The sequence below is a fragment of the Pseudomonas sp. Marseille-Q0931 genome, from assembly GCF_940789645.1.
Lineage (GTDB): Bacteria > Pseudomonadota > Gammaproteobacteria > Pseudomonadales > Pseudomonadaceae > Aquipseudomonas.
The window spans coordinates 1-22906 of record NZ_CALNWT010000021.1; the positions used below are offsets into that span (position 1 = coordinate 1).

A 22906-nucleotide genomic window follows, 5' to 3' on the forward strand; every position below is an offset into this window, starting at 1 on the left:
CGGCATCATCTGCCGCACCACCCACTCCCGATGCTCTATCGAATAACGCGCCACACGGCTCTCACTTCCGCCCACCGACCAAGACTCATCGAATCAACTCACACGACAACTATCCTGACGCGGCGGGGGACTAATTGTGGTGCGACCTATCGCTGTTAGTCTTGAAAGCGTTTCAAGGTCAACTTCTTTCCCTACATGCCCATAACCTTTGATTATTTTTTCAAGCTCTCCACGAGACGAAGAAGGCAGACTAACTTCATCAGACATTAAAAAATCTCCTTTTTCATAAATATCTAGAATTCATTTTGCAAAGCCAAAACTCACAAACCAAAACCACTTAAAACATCAAATAGCAGCGTGACTGGGAGAGAGCTTCTGATTTGCATAACACCCTAGAATGCTCTTTGACAGGGACTAGGCTGAAATCGAGAGTAGCCGCACAGATGGCCGTAGACAATAATCTGATGGCATTTTGCCTAAAAAGTGTCACAGACACAGCAAAACATAGCCAACCTAAGCGGGACAGAAAAACGACAACTAATTGATTTTCATGAAAAAGCAGACGAAAGCAGAGCAATGCAGAACCGTCGACATGGGTTCAAATCCCCCCGGCTCCACCAAATAAACCCCTGATTTTCCTAGAGAAAGTCAGGGGTTTTTCTTTGGGGTGTCGAAAAGGTGTCGAAGTGTTAGGCCTGCTGGAGGGGATCGCTTTCGATATCTGAAAAATTGCTGATCTTCACTGAACCATCGGGAAACCGGGCAATGACATCCAACTGACCACCCATGGCTTCGATGTGGCTACGCAAAGTGGAAATGTACATGTCAGTACGCTTTTCCATCTTGGCAATGGATGGCTGCTGTACATGCAGCACCTCAGCCAGCACCTTCTGTGACAACCCACGAGCCTGGCGCAGCTCATTAAGCAGCATCTCTGCAAGCAGCTCCTGGGCTTTGGCCTCTACCCTAGCCTGAGCCTCAGGCGCCATTTTTGCGCGTAGCTCTGCAAATTTCTTAGCCATCTATCAAGCGCTCCTTTCGAAGCTGTTCCAGATGTTCGTCATACAGTCGATCAGACAGCGGAACGTTGATGTCATACCAACGATCATCACCAGTATTGTCGCCACCGATCAGCAAAATAGCCGAACGCCTGAGATCGAATGCATACAGGGTTCTATAGGGTCGGCCTTCGTGCTGCGTCCTCAGCTCCCGCATGTGGCCGTGACGAGAGCCATTGATTCCGCTGCTGTGCGGAAAGCCAAGTGACGGGCCCCGCGCCTCCAGGAGCTGGACTGACACCGCAACAGACTCCTGCTCCTCAACAGACAAGCTTTCCCACCACTCACCGAACTCGTCGGTGTATTCGATATCCCAAGTCACGGTAAAAAATATAACCTCAAAGGAATATTCCATCAATGGAATACCCACATTATAGAGACCTGAGCGGGCCAAAGAGTACCGCGACCTGCAGAGATGATCCGACGCCAGGTGCGCATAGCGCATCGTCATGGCCAGGTTGGAGCGACCCAGGATTTTCTGCAGGGTGAGGATGTTGCCGCCGTTCTGGATGAAGTGGCTGGCAAAGGTGTGTCGCAGGGCGTGGGCGGCCTGGCCTTTTGGTATGCGGATGATCGTCCTGGCCAGGGCACGGCGGAACGATGTGATGGCCGAGTTTGGCTGGCCGTGTTGGTGCCAGTACCTGACGACCTTCCTCAAGCTGCAATGACTGGCGCCGAACGAACCATGCCGTTTCTGGTTCCGCTGGAGGTGATCACGCCATTGCGCAGGCCGGTCGGCTCAGCCTCTTCGAGCATCGGTGGCCAGACGGATCAGGGTGATCACCTCGCCATGCCGGGTATTCCAGCCATGCCGAATTTCCTCCAGCAGCCCGGCGAGCACGACAGTCTGCGAGGACTTACAGAACGCTGCCGCGCCTCGATGAGCGCCACCAATATCCATACAAGGCGCCATAGACACTCACTGAATCCGATAGCTGAAGGTGTTCTTCACATTGGCCACGGCCACCGCCTGGCCATTGACCACCCGGGGCTGGTAGCGAAAGGTCCTGGCAGCCGCCAGCGAGGGTTTGACGAACATGGGGTGGCAGGTGCCCACCACCTGCGGGTCTTCCACCCGGCCGGCGGCATTGACCGTGTAGGCCACGGTGCATTCGCCCTCGATCTTGCGCTCCAAAGCGCGCGCGGGATAATCCGGCGCCTGCTTGGCGATGGGCAGGTACTGACGGCTGGCGGCCTCCGCCTCGGCACGTGCAGCCGCGGCTGCCGCATTCGCCGCCGCCTGCCGTTCGGCTGCAGCCAGGCGCTCAGCCTCGGCCTGGCGGGCCTGGGCCAGTTGCTGTTCCTTCAGCGCTTGCCGTTGCTGCTCCTCACGGGCCAGACGTTCGTCGCGTAGCACTTTCTCACGCTGCTGGCGTTCGCGCTCCACCTGGCGGGCTTTTTCCTGACGTTCCTGTTCCACCCGCTTGAAGGCGAGATCGGCCTGCTCGACCACCGGCGCCTGGACCACCGGTTCAGGTTCCTGCACTGGAACAGGCGCTGGCGGCTCGGCAAGCGCCGGTACGGGAGCTGGCGGCACCACTGGCACCGGCAGGGTGATCAACTGGGTGGTGAGCACCGCAGAAACTGGTGCCGGCATCGGCGTCGGGTGGGACAGGTTGAGCAACAGGTAAGCCAGGCCGGCATGCAGGGCCAGCGCCACACCGAGGGCGAAGCCGTGTTCACGCCAGGCCGGCCAGACGAGACGGGACGCGGGCATCTCTAGAGTCAGACCGTTCATCTCAGGGCGCCTCGGTAATTAGGCCCAGGCGGCTGACACCGCCACGCTGCAGTTCGGCGATGCCAGCCACCACCGACGCATAGTCGGCGTTCTGGTCGGCGCGCACGTACACCTGTGTCTCAGGGCTGGCGGCGACCAGGGCAGCAATTTTCTCGCGCATCTCATCCTTGTTCACCGCGCTGTCGGTCTGCGCCTCGACGTTCACCTCGCTGCCCAGGTTCCAGTAGAAGCTGCCGTCCTCCTTCACCGACAGGGTGACGATACGCTGCTCGCCTGGCGTCGGCAGCGCCTCGGCGGCCACTTTGGGCAGCTCGATCTGTACGCCCTGAACCAGCATCGGCGCGGTGACCATGAAGATCACCAGCAGCACCAGCATCACGTCGATGTAGGGCACCACGTTCATCTCGGCCTTCAGGCCGTGCTTGTGCGTCGGTCGAACCAGCATTGCGCTCTCCTCCTCAGGCTGCCGCGGCCATGCTCGGCGCCGCGCCGTTCAGGCGACGGTGCAGGCGCCCTTGCAACTCGTTGCCGAAGGCGTAGTAGCGGGCGATCAGCGTCTGGCTACGTGCCGAGAAGCGGTTGTAGGCCATCACCGCGGGAATCGCCGCGAACAGGCCGATGGCGGTGGCGATCAGCGCTTCGGCGATGCCCGGGGCTACGGTGGACAATGTGGCCTGCTGCACCTGGGACAGGCCCAGGAAGGAATTCATGATCCCCCACACGGTGCCGAACAGACCGATGTAAGGGCTGACCGAGCCGACCGTGGCGAGAAATGGCAGGCCTTTCTCCAGGCGCTCTTCCTGCTCGGCGATGGCCACCGCCAGGCTGCGCTCGACACCGTCGAGCACGCTTTCCGGGCTGTTGCCGGCATGGGGCTGCAACTGGCTGAAGCTCTGGTAGCCGGCCAGGAAGATGCGTTGCAGGGCGGCATCGGCCGGCAACTCCTGCTGGCTACCTTCGCGGTACAGGCCACCGATCTCGTCGGTGCGAAAGCGCTTGAGAAAGGCCTTGGCCAGTTGCTCGCTGCGGCGCAGCACGGCGCCACGCTGGACGATCAGGTACCAGCTGACCAGCGAGGCCAGCACCAGGCAGAGCATCACGGCCTGCACGACGATGCTGGCTTCGGCGATCAGGCCCCAGACGGTCATGTGTTCGAGGTGGGCTTGGTTTTGCATCACGGATTTCCTTCAATTGCTCGAGCCCCAGGGCTCACATTGGAAGACCAGCACGTTGCGCACTGATGACAGGCGCAACGCCGTTCGTCTCACTCCAGGCCCAGCGCAGCGGCGACCGCCGTCCAGGGCACGTATTTGTAGTTCTGGTTGCCTTCGGGCATGCGCTTGCGGCCGTCCTGCACCACCAGCAGGCCGGCGCTCCAGGGCCCGCCGAGGTTGGCCGAGGTGACGTCCAGGCCATCGGTCTCCGATGCGCCGTCGATACCCAGCGCGGCGTTCAGGCCGATGCGAAAACTGCCGCGCAGCCGGTACGGCGCCTGCGCCTCGACCACCACGTAGCTGTCGTTGCCCTGGCTGGAGATCACCAGGTAGTCGCGCTGCTCGCCGTGGTAGAGCGCCAGGCCTTCGATGTCGTCCTTGACCGGGCCACCGACGGCGATCACCTGATCGAAGGTGGTCGGCGCCTCGGCGCGCGCATCCAGCGCCCACACCGCAACGTCTTCCTCACCGATATACAGCCGCTCGTTGCGGTCGTCGGCCACGCAGCCCTCGGGCTGGGTTTCGGTCTTGAAGCGGCGCACCAGTTGGCCGCTGGCCTTGCCGTTCACGCTGCCCAGGCGGTACTGCAGAAAGCTGCCGTCCTTGTCGTTGGCGATGGCATGGATGGCGCCCTGACGATCCTTGAACAGGCACAGACCGTAGATTTCCTCCAGCGGCGTGGCGATCTGGCCGATGTCGGCGAGCACGCCGCTGAGTGGATCGATGGCGAACAGATGCAGGCTGTTGTGATCGCGGTTGCTGGCCACGGCCAGATCGACCTGGCGCTCGCCCAGCTGGAAGCCGGGGCGCACATCGACATTGTTCAGGCGACCGACGCGTAGGCTCTGCACCTGCTTGCCGGCCAGGTCGTAGGCGAGCAGGCCGCCCTTCTTGTCGGTGCCCAGCACACGGCTGCGTTCGGGGTGCACGCGGTCGATCCAGATCGCCGGGTCGTCCGCCGCATCGCCAAGGCTGGGCACGCCATCGGTCTGTACCAGGGGCGCGAGCACTGGGATGGTAGGCTGTGGCTCGGTGCGCTGAGGTGTCCAGTTCAGTGATGCGCTGCGTGCGCCAGCGTCGTCGACCAGCAGCAGTTCGAGGCCCTGCGACGTCGCGCGGGCGCTGACCTGCTCCGGCTCATCGAGGTCTTCTAGACTCAGCACACCGGCACGCTGCCACTGCGAGGCGCTGCGCTGGTACAGATGCAGGTTGGCAGCAGCGGCATCGACCAGCAGCAGCGCATCCGGCAACACGGCCATCCCAGCGGCCGTCTCGAGCAGCTCGCCGAAGGGTGCGACCAGCTCCACCGGCTCACGCACCAGCGGCGCTTCGGCGCCGGCGTCATAGCGCCACAGGCCGACGTTTTCTTCGTTCACGTACAGGCTGTTGCTGCGGTCATCGACCTGACAGAAACCGCTCTCCGGCGGCAGGCTCAGGGCACGTACTAGGTGCGGTTGGGCCAGCGGGCGGCCCTGCTCGGCCACCAGCCACTGCTCGCCGATGCCCTCTTCGCCCACCAGGAACAGAAAGTCGTTACGCGCGCTGTCGCGGTACAGGCACAGGCCTTCGATGGCGAAACGGGTTTTCGGTAGATAACGCGGCGCGCTCCACTGCTGTGCGGAGTCGAAGCGCGTCAGCAGCGCCTGTTGGCGTTTGCGGTCGAGGCTGGCAACCAGCACCCCGTCGGCATCGGCACGGTGATCGAGGGTTTCGAAACGGCCCGGCAGCTCGCTGAGCACCTGGCCGTCGCCACCGATTACCTGCAAACCGCTGCGCGTCACCTGCAGGCGCTGGGCGTCGGCGAGAAAGGCCAGCGGCGCCAGCCACTGCGTGCTTTCGCTGGCGATAAGCGTCTTGCTGAGGGTCAGCGCCGGTGTCACAGAAACAGCCTGCTGCGCTTGTTTGCCCTGGCAAGCGGCCAAGGCAACGCAGAGACCCAGCGGGGACAGATTGAACAGTCGCATAGATTGAGAATTTCCTGGATCAATTGCCTGGTTGCAGTGACCTGAAATTTGTTCCGGGTCCGGATACAGGTTTGCGATTTTTCAAAATTTGCCTGCGATATGGCGGCGATCATGTGGGAGGGGCTTCAGCCGCGAGCTTTCATCCGGGCAGCAAAAGCTAGCGGCTAAAGCCCCTCCTACAACAATCATTCAGCCAACCGGCAGCTTCTATCTTTCAATCGCCAATCCCTGGCGCTTAAGGAGCGTGAGTTCAAAACCCCGCCGTCAGAAGTGGGTAAGGGTCAGGCCAACCTTGTAGGTCGGGCCGTATTCCTCGTACTGGGCGTTGTAGCTGCGGCGCCCGGTGTAGACGTAGTAGGACTCGTCGATGATGTTCTGCGCCTCGAAGGTCAGCTGCAGTTCGGGGGTGATGAAGTAGCCGGCCTTGAAATCGACGAACAGCTGATCATCGACGTACAGGTCGTGGCGCTTGTCCTCGACCGAGCTGATCTCGTACAGGTAGCTGGACTTGTAGTTGGCCGCGACGCGAAAGTTGAAGCGATCGTTTTCCCAACCGACCATGAAATTGCCGACGGTGTCGGACTGATTCGGCAGGTCGATGGAGCGCTTGGCGCCCTGCCCCTCGATGGTCGCGTCAGATCTGCTCAGGGTCAGGTTGGCGCCCAGCAGCACACCGTTCCACGGCGCCGGCAGCCAATCGAATTTCTGCGAGTAGGCCAGCTCCATGCCATAGAGCTTGGCGCCGCTGCCGTTCTCGAAGCTCAGCGCCTCGTCGAAATCTGCCCAGATACCGCTGCCGGCGAGGTCGGTGTTGTAGATGAAGTTGTCGATGTCCTTGTAGAACAGGAAGCCCGAGACCACGCCGGCACGGCCCATGTAGTGCTCGATGCCGAGATCAAGGTTCATCGACTCCAGCGGTTTGAGGTCGGGGTTGCCGAACGAGGCGTCGTCACCGTCGATGGCGAAGCCCGGCGCCAACTGGCCAAAGGTCGGGCGCACCACGGTGTTGGTCCAGGCGGCGCGCACGGCGGTTGACGGCGAAATCTGGTAACGCGCATGCAACCCGGGCAGCCAGTGGTCGTAGCGATTCTTGCTGTGACTGTCCTCGTAGACGCCATCACGCAGGCCGGTGCCCTTGGCCTCGAACTCGGTGCCCTCGTAACGCAGGCCGGCGATGAAGCGCCAATCGTCTACATCCAGGGTGTTCATCAGGTAGGCCGCGTTGATGTCCTCACGCATGTCGAAGTCGTTGATGCGCGAATTTTCCTCGTCGTAGAACTCGCTGCGATCCAGGCCGCCGATCAGGTTCTTGATGGCGCCGGCGCTGATGCCGTTGCCGAAGTTGCCCAGGGAATAGTCGACGTTGCCGCTCTGCAGGCCTTCCAGATCGATGCCGCTGAAGTCGTCGTAGACCCACACCTCGGTGTCGCTGGTCTTGTCGCGGCGGCTAAGCTTGCCGCCGAATTTGACCTGGGCGGCGTTGCCTTTGAGGTCGTAGTCGCGAGCCAGGTCCAGACGGATGTTCTTTTCCTTGTCCTTGCCGCTGACCTTCTCCCATTCCACTTCGTCGAGTTCGAAGGAGGCCGGGTCGTAGAACCCGCTGCCCACGCTCAGGTACGGCTTGCGCGTGCCGTCGAAGCCGACATCGGTGAAATCGCCGACGAACTTCGCCCCGGCGATGCCGCCTGGATCCCTCTCAGTGGCCTGGCTGTAGCCGGCCTGGCCGCTGATGGTCCACAGGTCGATCATGCGTTCGCCGCCGATTACATAGGACTGGATCTCCTGGGTGTCCTGACGCGACTTCAGTTCGCGCCAGCCTTCAGCGTCGCCGCGTTCGCCCGAAGCCTGGGCATCGGCAAACTCGACACCCGCGGCGTTGCGCGTCTCGGTGTCCTTGAACTTGCTGTACAGGGTGCGCAGGTAATAGTTGGAGTAATCGTCGGGCTGGTAGTCGAAGTTCAGGCCAAAGCCGGTACGCTCACGGGTAATTTCGTAATCACGCTGCTCGACCTCCTCCAGGCGCGCGCCGTCGTCGAAATCCCAGGCGCCGCCGGTCTCGACGTTCTCCGAGCCGAACTTGCGTTTCTGCCAGCTGAACGCTGCCGCTACGCCGAAGTTGTCGGTGCCGTCGCCCAGGCTGAAACGGTCGCTGATGGCGCCGGAGAACTTGGGGCTGTTCTTGCTGACGTTGGTGTCGTGGCTGCCTTCGCCGGACAGGGAGTAGAACAGGCCGTCGTGGTCAAAGGCCGAAAGGCTTTCCACCTCGATGGTACCGCCCAGGGAGTTGGCGTCCATGTCCGGGGTCAGGCTCTTGACCACCGACAGCGACTGCACCAGCTCGGCGGGCAGCACGTCCAGCGCCACCGCGCGGCGGTCGCTTTCCGGTGCCGGCACCAGGGTGCCGTTGATGGTCACGCTATTGAGATCCGGGGCAATGCCGCGCACGCTGACGAAGCGTCCTTCGCCCTGGTCGCGCTCCACCGACAGGCCCGGAATGCGCTGCAGGGCTTCGGCGGCGTTGTCGTCCGGCAACTGGCCGACGCCGTCGGCGTGCACCACGCTCTTGATACTGTCGGCGCTCTTCTGCTCACGCAGCGCCTTGTCGATGCTGGCGGCCTGGCCGATCACCTCGACGCGCTCGATCACTTCTTCTGCCCAGGCCGGCGCGGCGCTGATGGCGATGGTCAGCAGGCTGACGCGAAAACCGATATTGCGGCTATGACGGAATGGCTTTGCCACCTTGACTCCCTCGTTCGATGACCCTGGCAACACCAGGCAATGGCAGCGAAAGCTAGAAATCCTTTGTGGCACTTGCGTGACAGGGGCGCCGGCCTAAGCCTTGAAAGCATGGTTTTACGGCCGTCGACCGAGTGTTTTGAGCTGAATTGACCTCCCCGGCATGCCGGGAACAGATACTCCAGCCCCATTTCATCCGGCCGCGAAACGGGTACTGGCAGCAGCGAGTCTCTGCTGCCGGCGCGCCGCACGCGGGACTGTGGCTACGGATCGACAAACAAACGCCTGACTCGGCGACGCTTAAATCAGCCTGAAAATTTGCCGGTTTGCGCAGCGATCACCTGAGCCGAATCGACCCCCCGGCCGGTAACCGAACCGTCATACGCCTTTGTTTCCTTGGCGCCCCAACGCACCTCCGCCTTACCCAAGGAAACCGCTCATGCATCGCCCCCTGCTGCTGGCCACGTTGCTGGCCACCGCCCTGACCTGCTCTCCGGCCTTTGCCCAACAGCCCGTACCGCACTCGCCCGGCCAGCCTTACGCCGCCGGTAACCTGGCCGACCGCATCGTGCTGACGCCTGGCGCAGACGCCGCCACGCAGATGGCCGTCAGCTTTCGCACCGATTTGCAACAAGGCACTGCCCAGCTGGAATTCGGCCCGGCGCTGGCCGGCCCGCAGTTGACCGCCAAGGCGCAGCCACGCAGTGGCCAGACCCGCCGATTGGACGCCGAAAATGGCCCCTCCAACTACCACCAGGTGCGCCTGGAGCAGCTCACGCCGGACACCGCCTATGTCTATCGGGTCAAGGGCAGCGCCGGCTGGAGCGAATGGCATCAGTTCCGCACCGCCAGGCAGACCTTCGCGCCGTTCACCTTCCTCTACCTGGGCGATACCCAGAACGACATTCTCGCCGTGGCCTCGCGCACCATTCGCCAGGCACTGCGCAGCGTCGCCCGCCCGGCACTGGTGGTGCACGCCGGTGATTTGGTCGCCTCGCGCGACGAGCTGGCCCATGACGACGAATGGGGCGAATGGAACCAGGCCGGCGGCTGGGCCTACGCCGCCATCCCGCAACTGGTGGCCGCCGGCAACCATGAGTACATCGACACCCTGCTGGCCGACGGCAGCGAGAGCCGCACCCTGGGCGAGCACTTCCCCGCCCAGTTCGCCCTGCCGCGCAACGGCGCCGAGGGCGTGGCCGATACCAGCTACGTCAGCGACTACCAGGGCGTGCGTTTCGTGGTGCTGGACGGCACCTCGGCGCTCGACCTCGGCACCCTCGAGAACCAGACCCGCTGGCTGGAAAACGCCCTGAAGACCAGCCAGGCGACCTGGAACGTGGTGGTCATGCACCAGCCGATCTACACCTGCGCGCGCCCCGAGGACACCGAAGAGTTGAAGGCCGCCTGGCAACCGCTGCTCGAACGCTACAAGGTCGACCTGGTGCTGCAGGGCCACGATCATTGCTACAGCCGCCTGACCCATGCCGCCGGCCGCGATGCCACCCGCCAGGCGCAACAGGCCAACCAGCCCATCGGTCCGGTGTACCTGGTGTCGGTGACCGGCTCGAAGATGTACGGCCTCAACGACCGCGCCCACACCCAGCCCGACCGCAGCGCCGAAGACACCCAGCTGTTCCAGACCATCGCCGTGGAACAGAACCGCCTCAGCGTGCGCACCTACACCGCCGACGATCGCCTGTACGACGCCTTCGACATCCAGCGCGACGCCAAGGGCAACAAGTACCTGCACGAACCGAAGCTGGAGAAACAGGCCGAGCGCTTCTGCACCGCCGAACGCGGCCCGGATGGCCTGCCGTGCAGCGCTCGAGACAAATGACCGTCATCGTTCTGAGACATTGCCCCGGCATGCTCGGCAGCGCCCATAGGCGCAGCGCAAGGAGAACCCCATGAAGTCGTTGCTGAAACTGCACGGCATGACCCTGGCCGGCCTGGTCCTGGCCGCCAATGCCGGCCTGCTGGTCTACCTGGCGGCCGGCGACATCAAGCGATGGGCCGAGATCAACTGGATGGATGTGGCAGGCGAAGGCGGCACCTGTCTGATCCTCTGCGGATGGCTGATCATGCTGCTGCGCGGCCGCCCGGCCGGGCGCGTCACGCGCCTGCTGTCACTGGGGCTGTGCTTCACCGCCTTCTCGATGTGGATGGATTGTTTGGACGAATTCATCCGCCTGCCGGCCGAAGCGATCTGGGACAACTGGCTGGAAACCGCGCCCATGCCGGTGGGCATGCTGTTGCTGACCCTCGGCATGTATCACCTGCAGCAGGAGCAGCGCGCCATCAACGAGCAAATGAGCAAGCGCGAGCAGCGCCTGCGCGACCACCGCCTGTTCGACAAGCTCACCCCGCTGTCCGGCGCCCAATACTTGCGCCAGCACCTGCAGCAGGCCCTGGTGCAGGCACGCACCGAGCAGCAGCCGCTGTCGCTGGTGGCCATCGACTTGGACGACTTCAACCTGGTCAACCAGCGCTACGGTCAGGCCGAGGGCGACCAGGTGCTGCAGGCCGTCGCCCAGTTGCTGCTGCTCAACCTGCGCCAGCAGGACATGCTCTGCCGGCTGGCCGGCGACCGCTTCGTCGCCGTGCTGCCAAACACGGGCGAGCATCAGGCGCTGAGCATGGCCGGCGAATTGCGCCAGAGCATCGCCAACCTGGCACACCGCAGCCAGCAGCACGGCGAACGTCTGCAACTGCGCGCCACGGTGGCCGCAGTGATGGCGCTGGAGGAGGACGAGGCGCAGCTGCTCAAACGCCTCAATCTCGCGCTGGCCTACGCCAAACCTCGCCTGGCGCGCAGCGCATGAGCGGCGCCGGCTACGAGTGCGACAGCCGCTTCATCGCGGCTCACCATCTGCCTGCCGTACTGATCGACCTGGCACGCTCGCGCGGCATCGACAGCCATCACCTGCTGCGCGGTTGCGAGCTGTTCTACGACGACATCGTCACCGGCCAGGCGCGGATCAGCCCTGGCCAGTTTCTGCGTCTGATCGCCAACGCCCAGAAGCTGCTGAATGCAGCGGATACCAGCTTCCTGTTCGGCCAGCGCCTGTGGCCGGGCCATTACGGCGCGGGTAGCCATCTGCTGGAGCAGGCCGATCACCTGTTGCAGGCGCTGGAGGATCTGGTCACCTACCGCGCACTGCTGTCGCCGCTGCTCACCCCCGTGCTGCACCTGGACGACCGCTATCTGCACCTGTACTGGCGCGACAGCTGCGGCGCCGCCGAGCGACTGCCCTTTTTGCTCGAAGCGAGCATGACCGCGGTGGTCGCCCTTGCCCGTCGTCAGCAGAACGAGCGCCTACCCTGGCGCTTCCAGTTCGCCTATGCCGAGCCGAGCCACGTCGAGCAATACTGGGTACACCTCGGTGAAACGCTGAGCTTCGACCGCCCCTCGACGGTCATGAGCCTGCCCCGCGTGCACCTGCTACAGCCCTGGCCGAATGGTGGCGCCACAGGCGCGCGGGTCGCCCGCCAGGCTTGTAATGAGCAATTGCAGAATTGGGGCTGGCAGCACAGCCTGCTCGACGAATTGCATGCCCACCTCAGCGCCCATATCCGCCAGCCGCTCAGCCTGGAACGGGTCGCCAGCGCCTTCGCCACCAGCCCGGCCACGCTCAAGCGCAAACTCGGCAAACACGGCACCCACTTTCAGGAGCAACTCGATCTGGCGCGCCGCGATCTTGCGCTCTACCTCTACCAGGTCAAGGGCTACAACAACGATGAAGTAGCGCAGCGACTGGGCTTCAACGACATCACTAACTTCCGCCGCTCGTTCAAGCGCTGGACGGGCCGCGTGCCCAGCGACCTGGCCGCCTTCACTTTGCATGGGAAAGCCTGAGGTGCAAAGCCGGACGGCCACGCTCAGCGATAAAACACTGCGGCTGGTCATGGCAACAGCCGTGAAGCGTTACCAGCAAATCGAAGCAGGCTGCCATGGACATGAACACCGCCTTCGAGCCGGAGGCGTGGCAGCAGTGCAAAGCGCGCTGAACCAGCCAGCAACTTGCGGGTAAACCCGAGCCGCTCAAAGCTCACCGCATCCTGCAGATGATCCTGCGCCAGCGGCGCATCACGCATGCCATGACGCTGTATTGGAGTCCCGCTCTCCCTTCGCAGCAGGCCTCAGAATACGAACTCAGGCAGATGACCTCTGGTGCTTGCGACTCGTACCAGCAAATCGATATTATGCGAACTATTCTCAATTGAACTTGAGTATCGACTCCTCCATCGCGAGTGTGCGCATGTCTGCGGCCGAGCCCCCTTTCCAGCAAGCGATCCATGAGCTGTACAGCAACCATCACGGTTGGCTGTTCGCCTGGCTACGGCGAAAGCTGGGTTGCGCCCATAACGCGGCCGATCTGGCGCAGGACACCTTTGCCCGCATTCTTTCTTCGCGCGAGGTACTCGGCAGCATTCGCGAGCCACGTGCCTTTCTGACGACGACAGCGCGCCGCCTGGTGATCGACAAGTCACGCCGCAAACAGATCGAAGACGCCTACCTGCGTGAGCTGGCGCTGACCGTCGAAAGCCTTTCGGGTTACCAGTCGCCCGAGCAGATTCTCACCACGCTCGAAGCCCTGGAGCAGATCGCGTTCGTCCTGGAAGAGCTCAGCGCCAAACAGCGCCAGGCCTTCCTGCTGTACTTCCTGGATGGCCAAAGCCAGGTCGAGATCGCCGTGCAGATGGGTATTTCCGAACGCATGGTGCGCAAGCATCTGATGCAGGCACTGCTGCATTGCAGCAATGCGCTGGAAGTCTGAGCGCGCATGAACAGCCTGGAATCGATCAACGAGCAAGCCGCCGACTGGCTGATCCGGCTCAACGAGCCGGACGCCGACGAAAACCTCGCAGCCGAATTCGACGCCTGGAAACGCAGCGACGCCCGTCATGCCGCAGCAGCCGAGCGGCTACAGGCCTTTATCGGGCAAATGTCGGCGCTGCGTACGCAAAAGGCCTCGGTGCATGCCGCGCTCGATGCCGCCTTCACCAGCCGCAAGCGCAGCTACCGCGGCAAGCGCGCGGCCACCGCCCTGATGCTGCTGGCGCTGCTGCCGGCCTGGGCGCTCTGGCGTAGCGAGCTGTCCGGCTACCTGCTGGCCGACCTGCGCACCCAGCCCGCGCAATGGCTGGTGCACGAGCTAGCCGATCAGTCGCGGGTGACCCTCAACGGCAACAGCGCCCTGGACCTGCAGTACGACGGTCAGCAGCGACGCATTCGCCTGCTGCGCGGCGAAGTGCTGGTCGACGTCGCCCATGACTCGAGCCGCCCCTTTATCGTCGAGACCGAGCAGGGCGAAATCCGTGCGCTGGGCACCCGCTTCGTGGTCGCCCGGGCAGACGGCGTGACCCTGGTGACCATGCTCGAATCGCGCGTGGCGGCGACGGCCGGCGACAACCCGCAGGCGCTGGAGGTCAATGCCGGCGAGCAGGCGCGCATCACCCGCAACGAGGTGCAACTGACGGCGACCGTGGACACCCGCAGCGTCGAGGACGCCTGGCGCCACCATCAACTGGTGGTCAAGGACCAGCCGCTGCCAGCGGTGCTCGATCAACTGGCCAGGCAGTTTCCGGGGCATATGCAATTCGACCGCGAGGCGCTGGCCGACCTGCGCGTATCCGCGGTGCTGCCGCTGGATGACAGCGACCGTGCCCTGAATCTGCTCGCCGAGGCACTGCCACTGCAGGTTCGCGAATTCAGCCCATGGCTGAGAGTGATCAGCCGCGCCCGCTGAAGCGGCAGCAAAAAAAATCGCATGATCGGGTTCCGGCTTTTGCGCCTGGCCCGTCAAGGACGATAGACACCAAAAAACACGGGATCCTATCGATCATGCGCACCTCCGCCGCGCCCTTTGGCTACGCTGTCACGCCCCTTGCCCTGGCCGTTCATCTGACCTTCGCCGGGCTGCTGGGCACCGTTGCCGTCATGCCTGCACCCGCTCACGCTGCCGAGCAGGCGCACACCCACTACGACATCGAAGCCGGCCCCCTGGCGGAGGTGCTGAGCCGTTTCGCGCAGCAGGCCGGCGTGCCGCTGGCGTTCGAGCCGCAGCGCCTCGCCGATCTGCAAAGCCCGGGCCTGCACGGCCGCTACGACATCGACGCAGGCTTCGCCACCCTGCTGCGAGGCAGCGGCTACTCAGCCCGCATGGGGACCAACGGTTACGTCCTGGTTCGCCAGAGCGACAGCCTGGAGCTGAGCGCCACGACCGTGATCGGCGCCAACGAGGAACACCCCAACGAATATGTGGCTGGATACGTGGCCAAACGCAACATGAGCGCTACCAAGACCGACACGCCAATCACCGAAACGCCACAGTCGCTGTCGGTGGTAACGAGCGACGAGGTCCGCGACCGTCAATCGGAAACGCTGGGCCAGGCGCTGAGTTACACGCCAGGGCTCACCAGCAGCTCGACCGCTTTCAACCGCACCGCGGACCGCTTCCGCATCCGCGGCTTCGGGGTCGAATCCGGCACCGGCGGCTCGCTGCGCGACGGCCTGCGCCTGCAGAACAACTCCTACGACGGCATTCAGGAACCTTATGGCCTGGAGCGCGTCGAGGTCATTCGTGGCGCTGCCTCGGTGCTCTACGGCCAGCTTTCGCCCGGCGGCATGATCAACGGCGTCAGCAAGCGCCCGACCGAAACGCCCTTCCATGAGCTGAACCTGCAAGCGGGTTCCCACGACCGCAAGCAACTCTCTGCAGACTTCAGCGGCCCGTTGGCCGGTAGCGACACACTGAGCTATCGCCTGACCCTGCTCAGTCGCAACAGCGACACCCAACAGGATCATATCAACGACGACAAGTTCTACATCGCTCCGGCGCTGACCTGGCGACCCAACGAAGACACATCGCTGACCCTGCTGTCCTTCTACCAGAAGACCGATACGCGTTTCCCCGCGCCCCTGCCCTACCAGTTGGTCAAGGGTGTGGGTGACGGCGCGTTCAAGATCGGTCGCCACGATTTCATCGGCGAGCCGGACTACGACGACATGAACGGCGAGATGTCGACCCTGGGCTACGAATTTCAACACCACTTCAACGAAAATTTCACGCTCAACCATAAGCTGCGTTATTACGAAACCGACGTGCAGTGGAGCTACCTGCAAATTCAACCGTCTGCCGCTGCCATCAACCTTGCTGCAAACACCGGCACACTGTTGCGCCGTTACAGTGACCGCCACGAACGTGCACGGACATGGGCCAGTGACACCAATATCGAGTCGAAATGGCAGCTCGGCAATGTCGAACACACAGTTCTCGTAGGCTTCGATGGCTATGACACGTCTTATGACTCACATAATTTCCGGGGCACCCCTACCAATACTCCAAGCCTGGATCTGACTCGTTATAACTACGGTCAGCCAGTGGTCGTCGACAAAAGCCGCGCAGCAGATCGTGGATCACAGCTCGATACTCGACAGAAAGGTCTCTATCTGCAGGATCAGATCAAGTTCGACGACAAGTGGATTCTAGTGTTGGGTGGCCGCCACGACTGGGCTGACCAACTGCAGACGGCGCATCGCAATGATGCCAAGGCCAGTCAAAGCGACGAAGCCACCACCTGGCGCGCCGGCCTGGTCTACCTGGCGGACAACGGCCTGGCGCCCTATATCAGCTACAGCGAGTCGTTCTTCCCTGTTTCTGTCGCAGAAGTCACTGGCCAAAACTTCGCCCCCACCGAAGGCAAGCAATACGAAGTGGGCGTGCGCTATCAGCCCAAGGACAGCAATCTGCTACTCAGTGCAGCCATCTATGAACTGACCCAAACCAACGTGCTGACCTTCGATAGCAATGACGATCCGAGACAGACCGGCGAGGTTCGCTCGCGCGGCCTGGAACTGGAGGCCAAAGCCGATGTGACCGAAGCGCTAAGCCTCATTGCCTCCTACGCCTACACCGATGCCCGCACCACCAAAAGCGCCATTGCCACAGAAGTCGGCCAACGCACCGATGATACGCCCTACCACCAGGCCGCCCTGTGGACCAGCTACGACTTCGTCAACTGGGGTATTCCGCAACTGACCATAGGCGCCGGCGCTCGCTACATGGGTACAACCCAGGCCTCACTGATGGACTCGCCCATGCCGGCCTATACCCTGTTCGACGCCATGGCGCGCTACCAGATCGACGATCACTGGGCCGTGACCGTCAACGCCAGCAACCTGACCGACAAGCGCTACGCGCAGTGCGGGGCCTCCACCTGTCACTACGGTGACGAGCGCCAGGTGGTGAGCACGGTGAGCTACCGCTGGTAACGAGCACAGCCGGCAAGATCGGGCAAAGCTGCCAGTTCGAGCCGCTCAGGCCCCAAATGTGAACAAGCCCCTGAAGTCGACTCTTCAGGGGCTTTTCGTTGGTCACGCCGCGTCGATTACGAGGCGATCGATGCCAATCGGCGATAACTTGATGACACGGCGCCCGCCTTATCCTATCCAGCACGCCAGCACGAAAACCCGGATAATGGCGGCCATTTCGTTTCACTCGCTGGTGCTGCCCTCATGGAAATCAAGGTCAACTTTCTCGACAACCTTCGCCTCGAAGCCAAGTTCGATGACTTCACGGTGATCGCCGATCAGCCGATCCGCTACAAGGGCGACGGCTCGGCGCCGGGGCCGTTCGACTATTTCCTGGCCTCCTCGGCGCTGTGCGCAGCGTACTTCGTCAAGCTGTACTGCCAGACGCGCGACATCCCCACCGAGAACATCCGCCTGTCGCAGAACAACATCGTCGACCCGGAGAACCGCTACGCGCAGATCTTCAAGATCCAGGTCGAGCTGCCCGCCGATATCTCCGAGAAGGATCGCCTGGGGATTCTGCGCTCCATCGACCGCTGCACGGTGAAGAAGGTGGTGCAGCAGGGGCCGGAGTTCATCATCGAGGAGGTGGAAAACCTCGACGCCGATGCCCAGGCGCTGCTGATGCCGGTGAGTGACACCACCACCTACATCCCGGGCAAGGACCTGCCGCTGGAGCAGACCATCGCCAACATGTCGGGCATCCTCGCGGATCTCGGGATGAAGATCGAGATCGCCTCCTGGCGCAACATCGTGCCCAACGTCTGGTCGCTGCATATCCGCGATGCGCAGTCGAACCTGTGCTTCACCAACGGCAAGGGGTCGACCAAGGAAAGCGCCCTGGCCTCGGCGCTGGGCGAGTTCATCGAGCGGCTGAACTGCAACTTCTTCTACAACGACCAGTTCTGGGGGGAGGACATCGCCGCCGCCGAGTTCGTCCACTACCCGAACGAACGCTGGTTCAAGCCGGGCCCGAAGGATGCGCTGCCCGAAGAAATTCTCGACGAGTACTGCCTGGCCATCTACAACCCGGACGGCGAGTTGCGTGGCTCGCACCTGTACGACACCAACTCGGGCAACACCCTGCGCGGCATCTGTTCGCTGCCCTTCGTGCGCCGCAGCGATGGCCAGACGGTGTATTTCCCGTCCAACCTGATCGAGAACCTGTACCTGTCCAACGGCATGAGCGCCGGCAATACCCTGGCCGAGGCCCAGGTGCAGTGCCTGTCGGAGATCTTCGAGCGGGCGGTGAAGCGCGAGATCCTCGAGGGCGAGCTGTGCCTGCCAGACGTGCCGCAGGACGTGCTGGCCAAGTACCCGGGGATCGTCGCCGGCATCCAGGGTCTGGAGGAGCAAGGCTTCCCGGTGCTGGTGAAAGACGCCTCGCTGGGCGGTGAATTTCCGGTGATGTGCGTGACCCTGATGAACCCGCGCACCGGCGGCGTGTTCGCCTCGTTCGGCGCGCACCCAAGCCTGGAAGTGGCGCTGGAGCGCAGCCTCACCGAACTGCTACAGGGCCGCAGCTTCGAGGGCCTCAACGACCTGCCGCAGCCGACCTTCGACAGCCTGGCGCTGACCGAGCCGAACAACTTCGTCGAGCACTTCATCGACTCCAGCGGCGTGGTGTCGTGGCGCTTCTTCGGCGCCACGCCGGACTTCGAATTCGTCGAGTGGGACTTCTCCGGCGAGGGTGCAGACTCCAACGAGCAGGAAGCCGCAACCCTGTTCGGCATCCTCGAAGACATGGGCAAGGAAGTCTACGTCGCCACCTATGACGACCTCGGCGCCAACGCCTGCCGCATCCTGGTGCCGGGCTATTCGGAGATCTACCCGGTCGAGGACCTGATCTGGGACAACACCAACAAGGCGTTGCTGTTTCGCAAGGACATCCTCAACCTGCACGCCCTGAGCGACCGCGAGCTGAAATCGCTGCTGCGTAACCTGAACAACACCGAGGTCGACGACTACACCGATATCACCACGTTGATCGGCGTCGAGTTCGACGACAACACGGTGTGGGGCCAGCTGACCATTCTCGAGCTGAAGCTCTTGATCAACCTGGCGCTGAAGAAATACGACGATGCCAAGGAGCTAGTCGAGGCCTTCCTGCAGTACAACGACAACACCGTCGAGCGTGGCCTGTTCTACCAGGCGGTCAACGCCGTGCTGGAGATCCAGCTGGACGACGAGCTGGAGCTGGCCAACTACGAGCACAACCTGCGGCGCATGTTCGGTAGCGAGCGCATGGACGCGGTGATCGGCTCGGTGGATGGCAGCGTGCGCTTCCATGGGCTGACCCCGACTAGTATGAAGCTCGAAGGCCTGGACAAGCACCTGCGCCTGATCGACAGCTACAAGAAGCTGCATGCTGCCCGCGCCAAAGCGGCCGGGCTGGCCGACTGAGCATGACCAGCGAGCGCCCAATCCAGAGAGTCGTAGCGCTGATGCTGGCGGCCGGCTACAGCCGCCGCTTCGGCGGCGACAAGCGGCGTGCAACACTGGCCGACGGGCGCTCGCTGCTGGCGGCCAGCCTGGCTCTGCCCTGCTCGATGCTCGAAGACGTCTGGCTGGTGCTGCGCCCGGACGAAGCGCCAGCAGGACTGGACCTGCCAACGGGAGTGCGAGTCGTGCAAAACCCGGCTAGCGCCCAGGGCATGGGCCATAGCCTCGCCGCTGGCGCCGAGCGTCTACTGGCTGAATCCAACGCTGATGCCGTGGCGATCTTTCTTGCCGATATGCCGTCGATTCGCCGGGATAGCCTGGAAACCCTGATAACCCACTCCTGCGCGAACAATATCGTGCTGCCCAGCTATCAGGGCAAACGCGGTCATCCGGTGCTGTTCGGACGCGATTTCTGGCCGCAGCTCACCAGCTTGAGCGGCGATGCCGGCGCGCGCGCGGTACTGCAAAGCAACGCTCAGGTCGTGCAACTCGTCGAGTTGGACGACCCCGGTGTGCTGCAGGACATCGATACCCGAGAAGACTGGCAACACCTGCCGCCCCACTGAACCTTCAGTGTGCTTCCTTGCGGTACTCAGCGCCTAGCTCTCGGGACAGGGCGATAAAATTGACGACCTGCGGCGACTGGTGCAGCTCACGGCAAACCAGGGTAACCGGTGCGACCAACCGAGGTTTGGCATCACGAATCGAGCGGTACGCCACGCTGTGCTCGTGGAAACCACGCATCGATGCGGGCACCACTGACACTCCAGCGCCGGCAGCCACCAGGCTGACATTGGTCAGCATGCGCTCCACCTCGAACGCCACATGCGGCTCGAACCCTGCGTTGCGGCATGCCTGCAGGAAATTGGCGTACATCCCCGGCGCACCTGGGCGGCGCACCAAGATCAAGGGTTCATCGGCGAGATCCTTGAGCGACACTGCGCCATTGCCATGCAACAGGCGATGCCCCACCGGCAGCACCAGTACCAGTTCCTCGTTGAGCAGGCGGTGATAAGTGACGCATGCCGGACTGGCCACGGGGGCGCGTAGAATGCCGACGTCGACTCGCTCGTTCACCACATTGTCGGTCAGCAGTTTCGCACTGCCTTCATTCAGCGCGATATCCACTCCAGGATAGCGTTCGCGGTAATACCGGATGATCCTCGGGATTAGTGGATGCGACGCGGCGGAGCTGGTGAACCCCAGCCTCAGGCTGCCTTCGATGCCTTGTGCGGCCCGCGCAGCCTTGAGCCCACCCTGCTGGACGCGCTGCAGGATGTCCCGTGCTTCCTTGAGGAAGACCTCGCCTCCCACCGTCAGATCGACACCCTTGGCATGGCGGATGAACAGCTCGAATCCCAGCTCCGCCTCCAAGGCACGGATCTGCTGGCTCAGCGGCGGTTGCTGAATGTTCAGGCGTGCAGCCGCGCGAGTGAAATGACGCTCCTCGGCAACCATGACGAAGTAGCGCAGGTGACGAAGCTCCATGAGATGACTCACTGTGAGACAGAGTGGACAGCGGGGCCAAACGATACCGAATCGCGCGACCGATGGGGTAGGATGACCCTTCTGCTGAAGCGACGACAGCAGACACCCATAATTACAAAAACAGAGCGTCATGATTCACCGACTTGCCCGTTCCGGTATTGCTCAGCTGCTTTTGGCCGTCCTCTTCGGTGGTATTCTCGGTGTCTGCAATCCGTCTCTGGCAATCCAGATGAAGCCGCTCAGCGAGGTGTTTCTCGGCATCATTGCCTGGGTGACACCGCCGGTGATGTTCATCCTGCTCTGCTCCAGCGTCGCCAGGCTCGTCGGCCACCCCGGCAGCGCGAGACTGGCATTGAAGACAGTGGGCTACTGGCAGTTGATGTCCCTGCTGTCGCTGAGCTGCGGCATCCTGTTGGCGTTGCTGTTACAGCCTGGCAGCAATAACGCCCTCCTCTCACCAATAGCAGCCGACAGCCATACCAGTACGGACGTGATTGCGCAGTTGCCCGCCCTGGTACTGCAAACGTTTGAACAAAGCCTGATTCTCAAGGTACTGCTTGCCGCGCTGGTCTGCGGCTACCTGCTGGGACTTTCGGGCCAGGCAGGCACAGCATTGCAGCAACGCCTGGATCAGGGCGTCTCGATGATATTCAGGCTGATGCGAGGCATCGTGCGCTTCGCTCCGCTGGCCGCATTCGCTGCCATCGCCTTCACCATTGGCAAGTACGGCATGACGGCCGCCATTCCGCTGCTGAAGTTCATTGCTACCCTCTACCTGGCCAGTCTCGTATATATCACCCTGGTACTGGGTTTCGCCCTGCGCCTGCTCAGGTTGCGCTTGTGGCGCCTGATCCTCCATGTCAAAGAAGCGCTGCTGCTGGTCGCTGCCACCGGTTCATCGGTAGCAGCTTTACCGAAACTGCTCGAGAAGCTCGAAGCGGCCGGATGTAATAGTCATGTCGCACGCCTGGTGCTGACAGGCGGCTACAGCTTCAACCTCAACGGTTCGAATCTCTACCTGAGCGTGGCCATGGTGTTTCTCGCACAGATGGCGGGAACCGACCTGAGCGCTCAGCAACTCTTGCTGCTCCTGCTCGTCAGTCTATTCACCTCGTTGGGAGCGACTAGCGTCGCCGGATCAGCCTTCGTCATTCTGACCGCCACACTCAGTGCTCTGCAGTTCGCCCCCATGGAGCTGCTGGGTATCCTCGTTGGCGTCGAACGTTTGATGAAATGTCGTTCGCTGACGAATGTTCTGGGCAATTGTGTGGCCTGTCTGTTCATCAGCAAATGCCACGATGCGCTGGATGTCGAGCAAGCTCGGCGCGTACTGGGTCAACATCGCCCGCAGCGAGGCGCCCTGAGGCTCAACGAGGAGTGACGGCCTGCACGGCTGGCCGTTGTAGTCGATAGCGCAGCCTGAATCGACCTGGATTTCCGGCACCGCGTGCAGCATGTCGCCGTAGCAGTTCGGCCCCGAGACCGTGGCCGACCAGCTCGACACCCTGCAAATCGGCAAAAGCCGGATGATGCGTGAGATAGCGTAACAAACCATCGACAACCGCTAGCGCGCAAACACCTTTCAGAGCGAATCCGGATCGTTCCCCTCTGGCCCAATCACCCACCTGCCATACAGGCATGTCGGGCTGTATCCTGGGGTCACCAGGCTCAAGAAAGACAGGCGTAATCACCAGCGCTCCTTCAACCTGGTAGGGCCTTTCGTCGAGGTCTGCGCCGAAGAGGATGACCGCCCGGCTCAAACCAGTTGGTAAGTTGTAGAGGTCTGCGCTGGCCCTTACCAGAATGGCGAAGGCTGTATCATCGACGACCAGACGCATGAACTGCGTCGTCAGCTTGCCCCTGGTATCCACCGGGCTGCGCGCCCCTAGAAAACCCGAACATGTCAAGGCGCCGCTACCGAACATCGATAGCAGCGCGGCCAGCCGGAG

Annotated in this window: 21 protein-coding genes and 1 pseudogene; 9 read left to right on the plus strand and 13 right to left on the minus strand. The window is 62.5% G+C overall.

All coding sequences use genetic code 11. The features are described 5' to 3' along the window. Positions 1–93: 93 nt before the first annotated feature. The 10 genes and pseudogenes from P3C50_RS23405 to P3C50_RS23450 all read right to left on the minus strand — a co-directional run bounded on the left by P3C50_RS23405 (position 94) and on the right by P3C50_RS23450 (position 8713). Entirely contained in the window at positions 94–267 is a 174-nt protein-coding gene (locus tag P3C50_RS23405) for a hypothetical protein (RefSeq protein WP_275547791.1), read from the minus strand. A gap of 422 nt (positions 268–689) precedes the next feature. Beyond that, positions 690–1022, minus strand: a complete 333-nt coding sequence (locus tag P3C50_RS23410; protein ID WP_275547792.1) for an XRE family transcriptional regulator — start codon at positions 1020–1022, stop codon at positions 690–692. Next, on the minus strand, positions 1015–1380 hold the full coding sequence (locus P3C50_RS23415) for a type II toxin-antitoxin system RelE/ParE family toxin (protein ID WP_275547834.1): 366 nt from the start codon (positions 1378–1380) through the stop codon (positions 1015–1017). The genes P3C50_RS23410 and P3C50_RS23415 overlap by 8 nt, the downstream gene beginning before the upstream one ends. 159 nt (positions 1381–1539) lie before the next feature. Next, a pseudogene (locus tag P3C50_RS23420) lies at positions 1540–1716 on the minus strand (integrase); the annotation flags it as partial. Between the two features lie 81 nt (positions 1717–1797). Further along, positions 1798–1959 (minus strand): hypothetical protein, encoded by a 162-nt coding sequence (locus tag P3C50_RS23425; RefSeq protein ID WP_275547793.1) that lies wholly within the window; start codon positions 1957–1959, stop codon positions 1798–1800. An 18-nt stretch (positions 1960–1977) separates the two neighbouring features. Beyond that, positions 1978–2796 (minus strand): energy transducer TonB, encoded by an 819-nt coding sequence (locus tag P3C50_RS23430; RefSeq protein WP_275547794.1) that lies wholly within the window; start codon positions 2794–2796, stop codon positions 1978–1980. Between the two features lies 1 nt (position 2797). Further along, positions 2798–3241 carry a protein TolR gene (gene tolR / locus P3C50_RS23435; protein WP_275547795.1) on the minus strand — a complete coding sequence of 148 codons (444 nt, stop codon included), beginning with the start codon at positions 3239–3241 and terminating at the stop codon, positions 2798–2800. A gap of 13 nt (positions 3242–3254) precedes the next feature. Continuing rightward, a complete protein-coding gene (gene tolQ / locus P3C50_RS23440; RefSeq protein ID WP_275547796.1) occupies positions 3255–3971 on the minus strand; it encodes a protein TolQ in 717 nt (238 codons plus the stop codon). Positions 3972–4060: 89 nt separating this feature from the next. Continuing rightward, positions 4061–5974, minus strand: a complete 1914-nt coding sequence (locus P3C50_RS23445; protein ID WP_275547797.1) for a phytase — start codon at positions 5972–5974, stop codon at positions 4061–4063. A gap of 264 nt (positions 5975–6238) precedes the next feature. Beyond that, positions 6239–8713, minus strand: a complete 2475-nt coding sequence (locus tag P3C50_RS23450) for a TonB-dependent receptor (RefSeq protein ID WP_275547798.1) — start codon at positions 8711–8713, stop codon at positions 6239–6241. Between the two features lie 436 nt (positions 8714–9149). On the opposite strand from P3C50_RS23450, the gene P3C50_RS23455 reads away from it, so the two are divergent. The 3 genes from P3C50_RS23455 to P3C50_RS23465 all read left to right on the plus strand — a co-directional run bounded on the left by P3C50_RS23455 (position 9150) and on the right by P3C50_RS23465 (position 12569). Further along, entirely contained in the window at positions 9150–10550 is a 1401-nt protein-coding gene (locus tag P3C50_RS23455; RefSeq protein ID WP_275547799.1) for a purple acid phosphatase family protein, read from the plus strand. A 70-nt stretch (positions 10551–10620) separates the two neighbouring features. After that, entirely contained in the window at positions 10621–11535 is a 915-nt protein-coding gene (locus tag P3C50_RS23460) for a GGDEF domain-containing protein (protein WP_197854971.1), read from the plus strand. Next, positions 11532–12569 carry an AraC family transcriptional regulator ligand-binding domain-containing protein gene (locus P3C50_RS23465; RefSeq protein WP_275547800.1) on the plus strand — a complete coding sequence of 346 codons (1038 nt, stop codon included), beginning with the start codon at positions 11532–11534 and terminating at the stop codon, positions 12567–12569. Before P3C50_RS23460 ends, P3C50_RS23465 begins: the two co-directional genes overlap by 4 nt. A 47-nt stretch (positions 12570–12616) precedes the next feature. Here the strand turns inward: P3C50_RS23465 and P3C50_RS23470 are convergent, their stop codons facing one another. After that, positions 12617–12808 (minus strand): hypothetical protein, encoded by a 192-nt coding sequence (locus P3C50_RS23470; protein WP_275547801.1) that lies wholly within the window; start codon positions 12806–12808, stop codon positions 12617–12619. 164 nt (positions 12809–12972) lie between these two features. Between P3C50_RS23470 and P3C50_RS23475 the strand changes: the two genes are divergently transcribed. The 5 genes from P3C50_RS23475 to P3C50_RS23495 all read left to right on the plus strand — a co-directional run bounded on the left by P3C50_RS23475 (position 12973) and on the right by P3C50_RS23495 (position 20035). Next, the gene (locus P3C50_RS23475; protein ID WP_275547802.1) at positions 12973–13491 is read left to right on the plus strand and encodes a sigma-70 family RNA polymerase sigma factor; all 519 of its coding nucleotides are present in this window, start codon (positions 12973–12975) and stop codon (positions 13489–13491) included. 6 nt (positions 13492–13497) lie between these two features. Continuing rightward, complete coding sequence (locus tag P3C50_RS23480) at positions 13498–14463, plus strand: FecR domain-containing protein (protein WP_275547803.1); 966 nt, start codon at positions 13498–13500, stop codon at positions 14461–14463. 95 nt (positions 14464–14558) lie between these two features. Beyond that, complete coding sequence (locus P3C50_RS23485) at positions 14559–16988, plus strand: TonB-dependent siderophore receptor (protein WP_275547804.1); 2430 nt, start codon at positions 14559–14561, stop codon at positions 16986–16988. Between the two features lie 243 nt (positions 16989–17231). Then, the gene (locus P3C50_RS23490; protein WP_275547805.1) at positions 17232–19430 is read left to right on the plus strand and encodes an OsmC domain/YcaO domain-containing protein; all 2199 of its coding nucleotides are present in this window, start codon (positions 17232–17234) and stop codon (positions 19428–19430) included. Positions 19431–19432: 2 nt separating this feature from the next. Then, a complete protein-coding gene (locus P3C50_RS23495) occupies positions 19433–20035 on the plus strand; it encodes a nucleotidyltransferase family protein (RefSeq protein WP_275547806.1) in 603 nt (200 codons plus the stop codon). A gap of 4 nt (positions 20036–20039) precedes the next feature. Here P3C50_RS23495 and P3C50_RS23500 read toward each other — a convergent pair whose 3' ends face one another. Next, positions 20040–20957 (minus strand): LysR family transcriptional regulator, encoded by a 918-nt coding sequence (locus P3C50_RS23500; protein ID WP_275547807.1) that lies wholly within the window; start codon positions 20955–20957, stop codon positions 20040–20042. Positions 20958–21087: 130 nt separating this feature from the next. On the opposite strand from P3C50_RS23500, the gene P3C50_RS23505 reads away from it, so the two are divergent. Then, entirely contained in the window at positions 21088–22338 is a 1251-nt protein-coding gene (locus P3C50_RS23505; protein WP_275547808.1) for a cation:dicarboxylate symporter family transporter, read from the plus strand. Here P3C50_RS23505 and P3C50_RS23510 read toward each other — a convergent pair. Beyond that, the gene (locus P3C50_RS23510) at positions 22325–22795 is read right to left on the minus strand and encodes a hypothetical protein (protein WP_275547809.1); all 471 of its coding nucleotides are present in this window, start codon (positions 22793–22795) and stop codon (positions 22325–22327) included. The two genes, P3C50_RS23505 and P3C50_RS23510, sit on opposite strands and share 14 nt — an antisense overlap. Positions 22796–22906 lie beyond the last annotated feature (111 nt).

Excerpts from the sequence above, each read along its gene's own strand:
- P3C50_RS23405 (WP_275547791.1), bottom strand. The coding sequence starts at position 267 with ATGTCTGATGAAGTTAGTCTGCCTTCTTCGTCTCGTGGAGAGCTTGAA.
- P3C50_RS23410 (WP_275547792.1), bottom strand. The coding sequence starts at position 1,022 with ATGGCTAAGAAATTTGCAGAGCTACGCGCAAAAATGGCGCCTGAGGCT.
- P3C50_RS23425 (WP_275547793.1), bottom strand. The coding sequence starts at position 1,959 with ATGGATATTGGTGGCGCTCATCGAGGCGCGGCAGCGTTCTGTAAGTCC.
- P3C50_RS23430 (WP_275547794.1), bottom strand. The coding sequence starts at position 2,796 with ATGAACGGTCTGACTCTAGAGATGCCCGCGTCCCGTCTCGTCTGGCCG.
- tolR (WP_275547795.1), bottom strand. The coding sequence starts at position 3,241 with ATGCTGGTTCGACCGACGCACAAGCACGGCCTGAAGGCCGAGATGAAC.
- tolQ (WP_275547796.1), bottom strand. The coding sequence starts at position 3,971 with ATGCAAAACCAAGCCCACCTCGAACACATGACCGTCTGGGGCCTGATC.
- P3C50_RS23445 (WP_275547797.1), bottom strand. The coding sequence starts at position 5,974 with ATGCGACTGTTCAATCTGTCCCCGCTGGGTCTCTGCGTTGCCTTGGCC.
- P3C50_RS23455 (WP_275547799.1), top strand. The coding sequence starts at position 9,150 with ATGCATCGCCCCCTGCTGCTGGCCACGTTGCTGGCCACCGCCCTGACC.
- P3C50_RS23460 (WP_197854971.1), top strand. The coding sequence starts at position 10,621 with ATGAAGTCGTTGCTGAAACTGCACGGCATGACCCTGGCCGGCCTGGTC.
- P3C50_RS23465 (WP_275547800.1), top strand. The coding sequence starts at position 11,532 with ATGAGCGGCGCCGGCTACGAGTGCGACAGCCGCTTCATCGCGGCTCAC.
- P3C50_RS23470 (WP_275547801.1), bottom strand. The coding sequence starts at position 12,808 with ATGCGTGATGCGCCGCTGGCGCAGGATCATCTGCAGGATGCGGTGAGC.
- P3C50_RS23475 (WP_275547802.1), top strand. The coding sequence starts at position 12,973 with ATGTCTGCGGCCGAGCCCCCTTTCCAGCAAGCGATCCATGAGCTGTAC.
- P3C50_RS23480 (WP_275547803.1), top strand. The coding sequence starts at position 13,498 with ATGAACAGCCTGGAATCGATCAACGAGCAAGCCGCCGACTGGCTGATC.
- P3C50_RS23485 (WP_275547804.1), top strand. The coding sequence starts at position 14,559 with ATGCGCACCTCCGCCGCGCCCTTTGGCTACGCTGTCACGCCCCTTGCC.
- P3C50_RS23490 (WP_275547805.1), top strand. The coding sequence starts at position 17,232 with ATGGAAATCAAGGTCAACTTTCTCGACAACCTTCGCCTCGAAGCCAAG.
- P3C50_RS23495 (WP_275547806.1), top strand. The coding sequence starts at position 19,433 with ATGACCAGCGAGCGCCCAATCCAGAGAGTCGTAGCGCTGATGCTGGCG.
- P3C50_RS23500 (WP_275547807.1), bottom strand. The coding sequence starts at position 20,957 with ATGGAGCTTCGTCACCTGCGCTACTTCGTCATGGTTGCCGAGGAGCGT.
- P3C50_RS23505 (WP_275547808.1), top strand. The coding sequence starts at position 21,088 with ATGATTCACCGACTTGCCCGTTCCGGTATTGCTCAGCTGCTTTTGGCC.
- P3C50_RS23510 (WP_275547809.1), bottom strand. The coding sequence starts at position 22,795 with ATGCGTCTGGTCGTCGATGATACAGCCTTCGCCATTCTGGTAAGGGCC.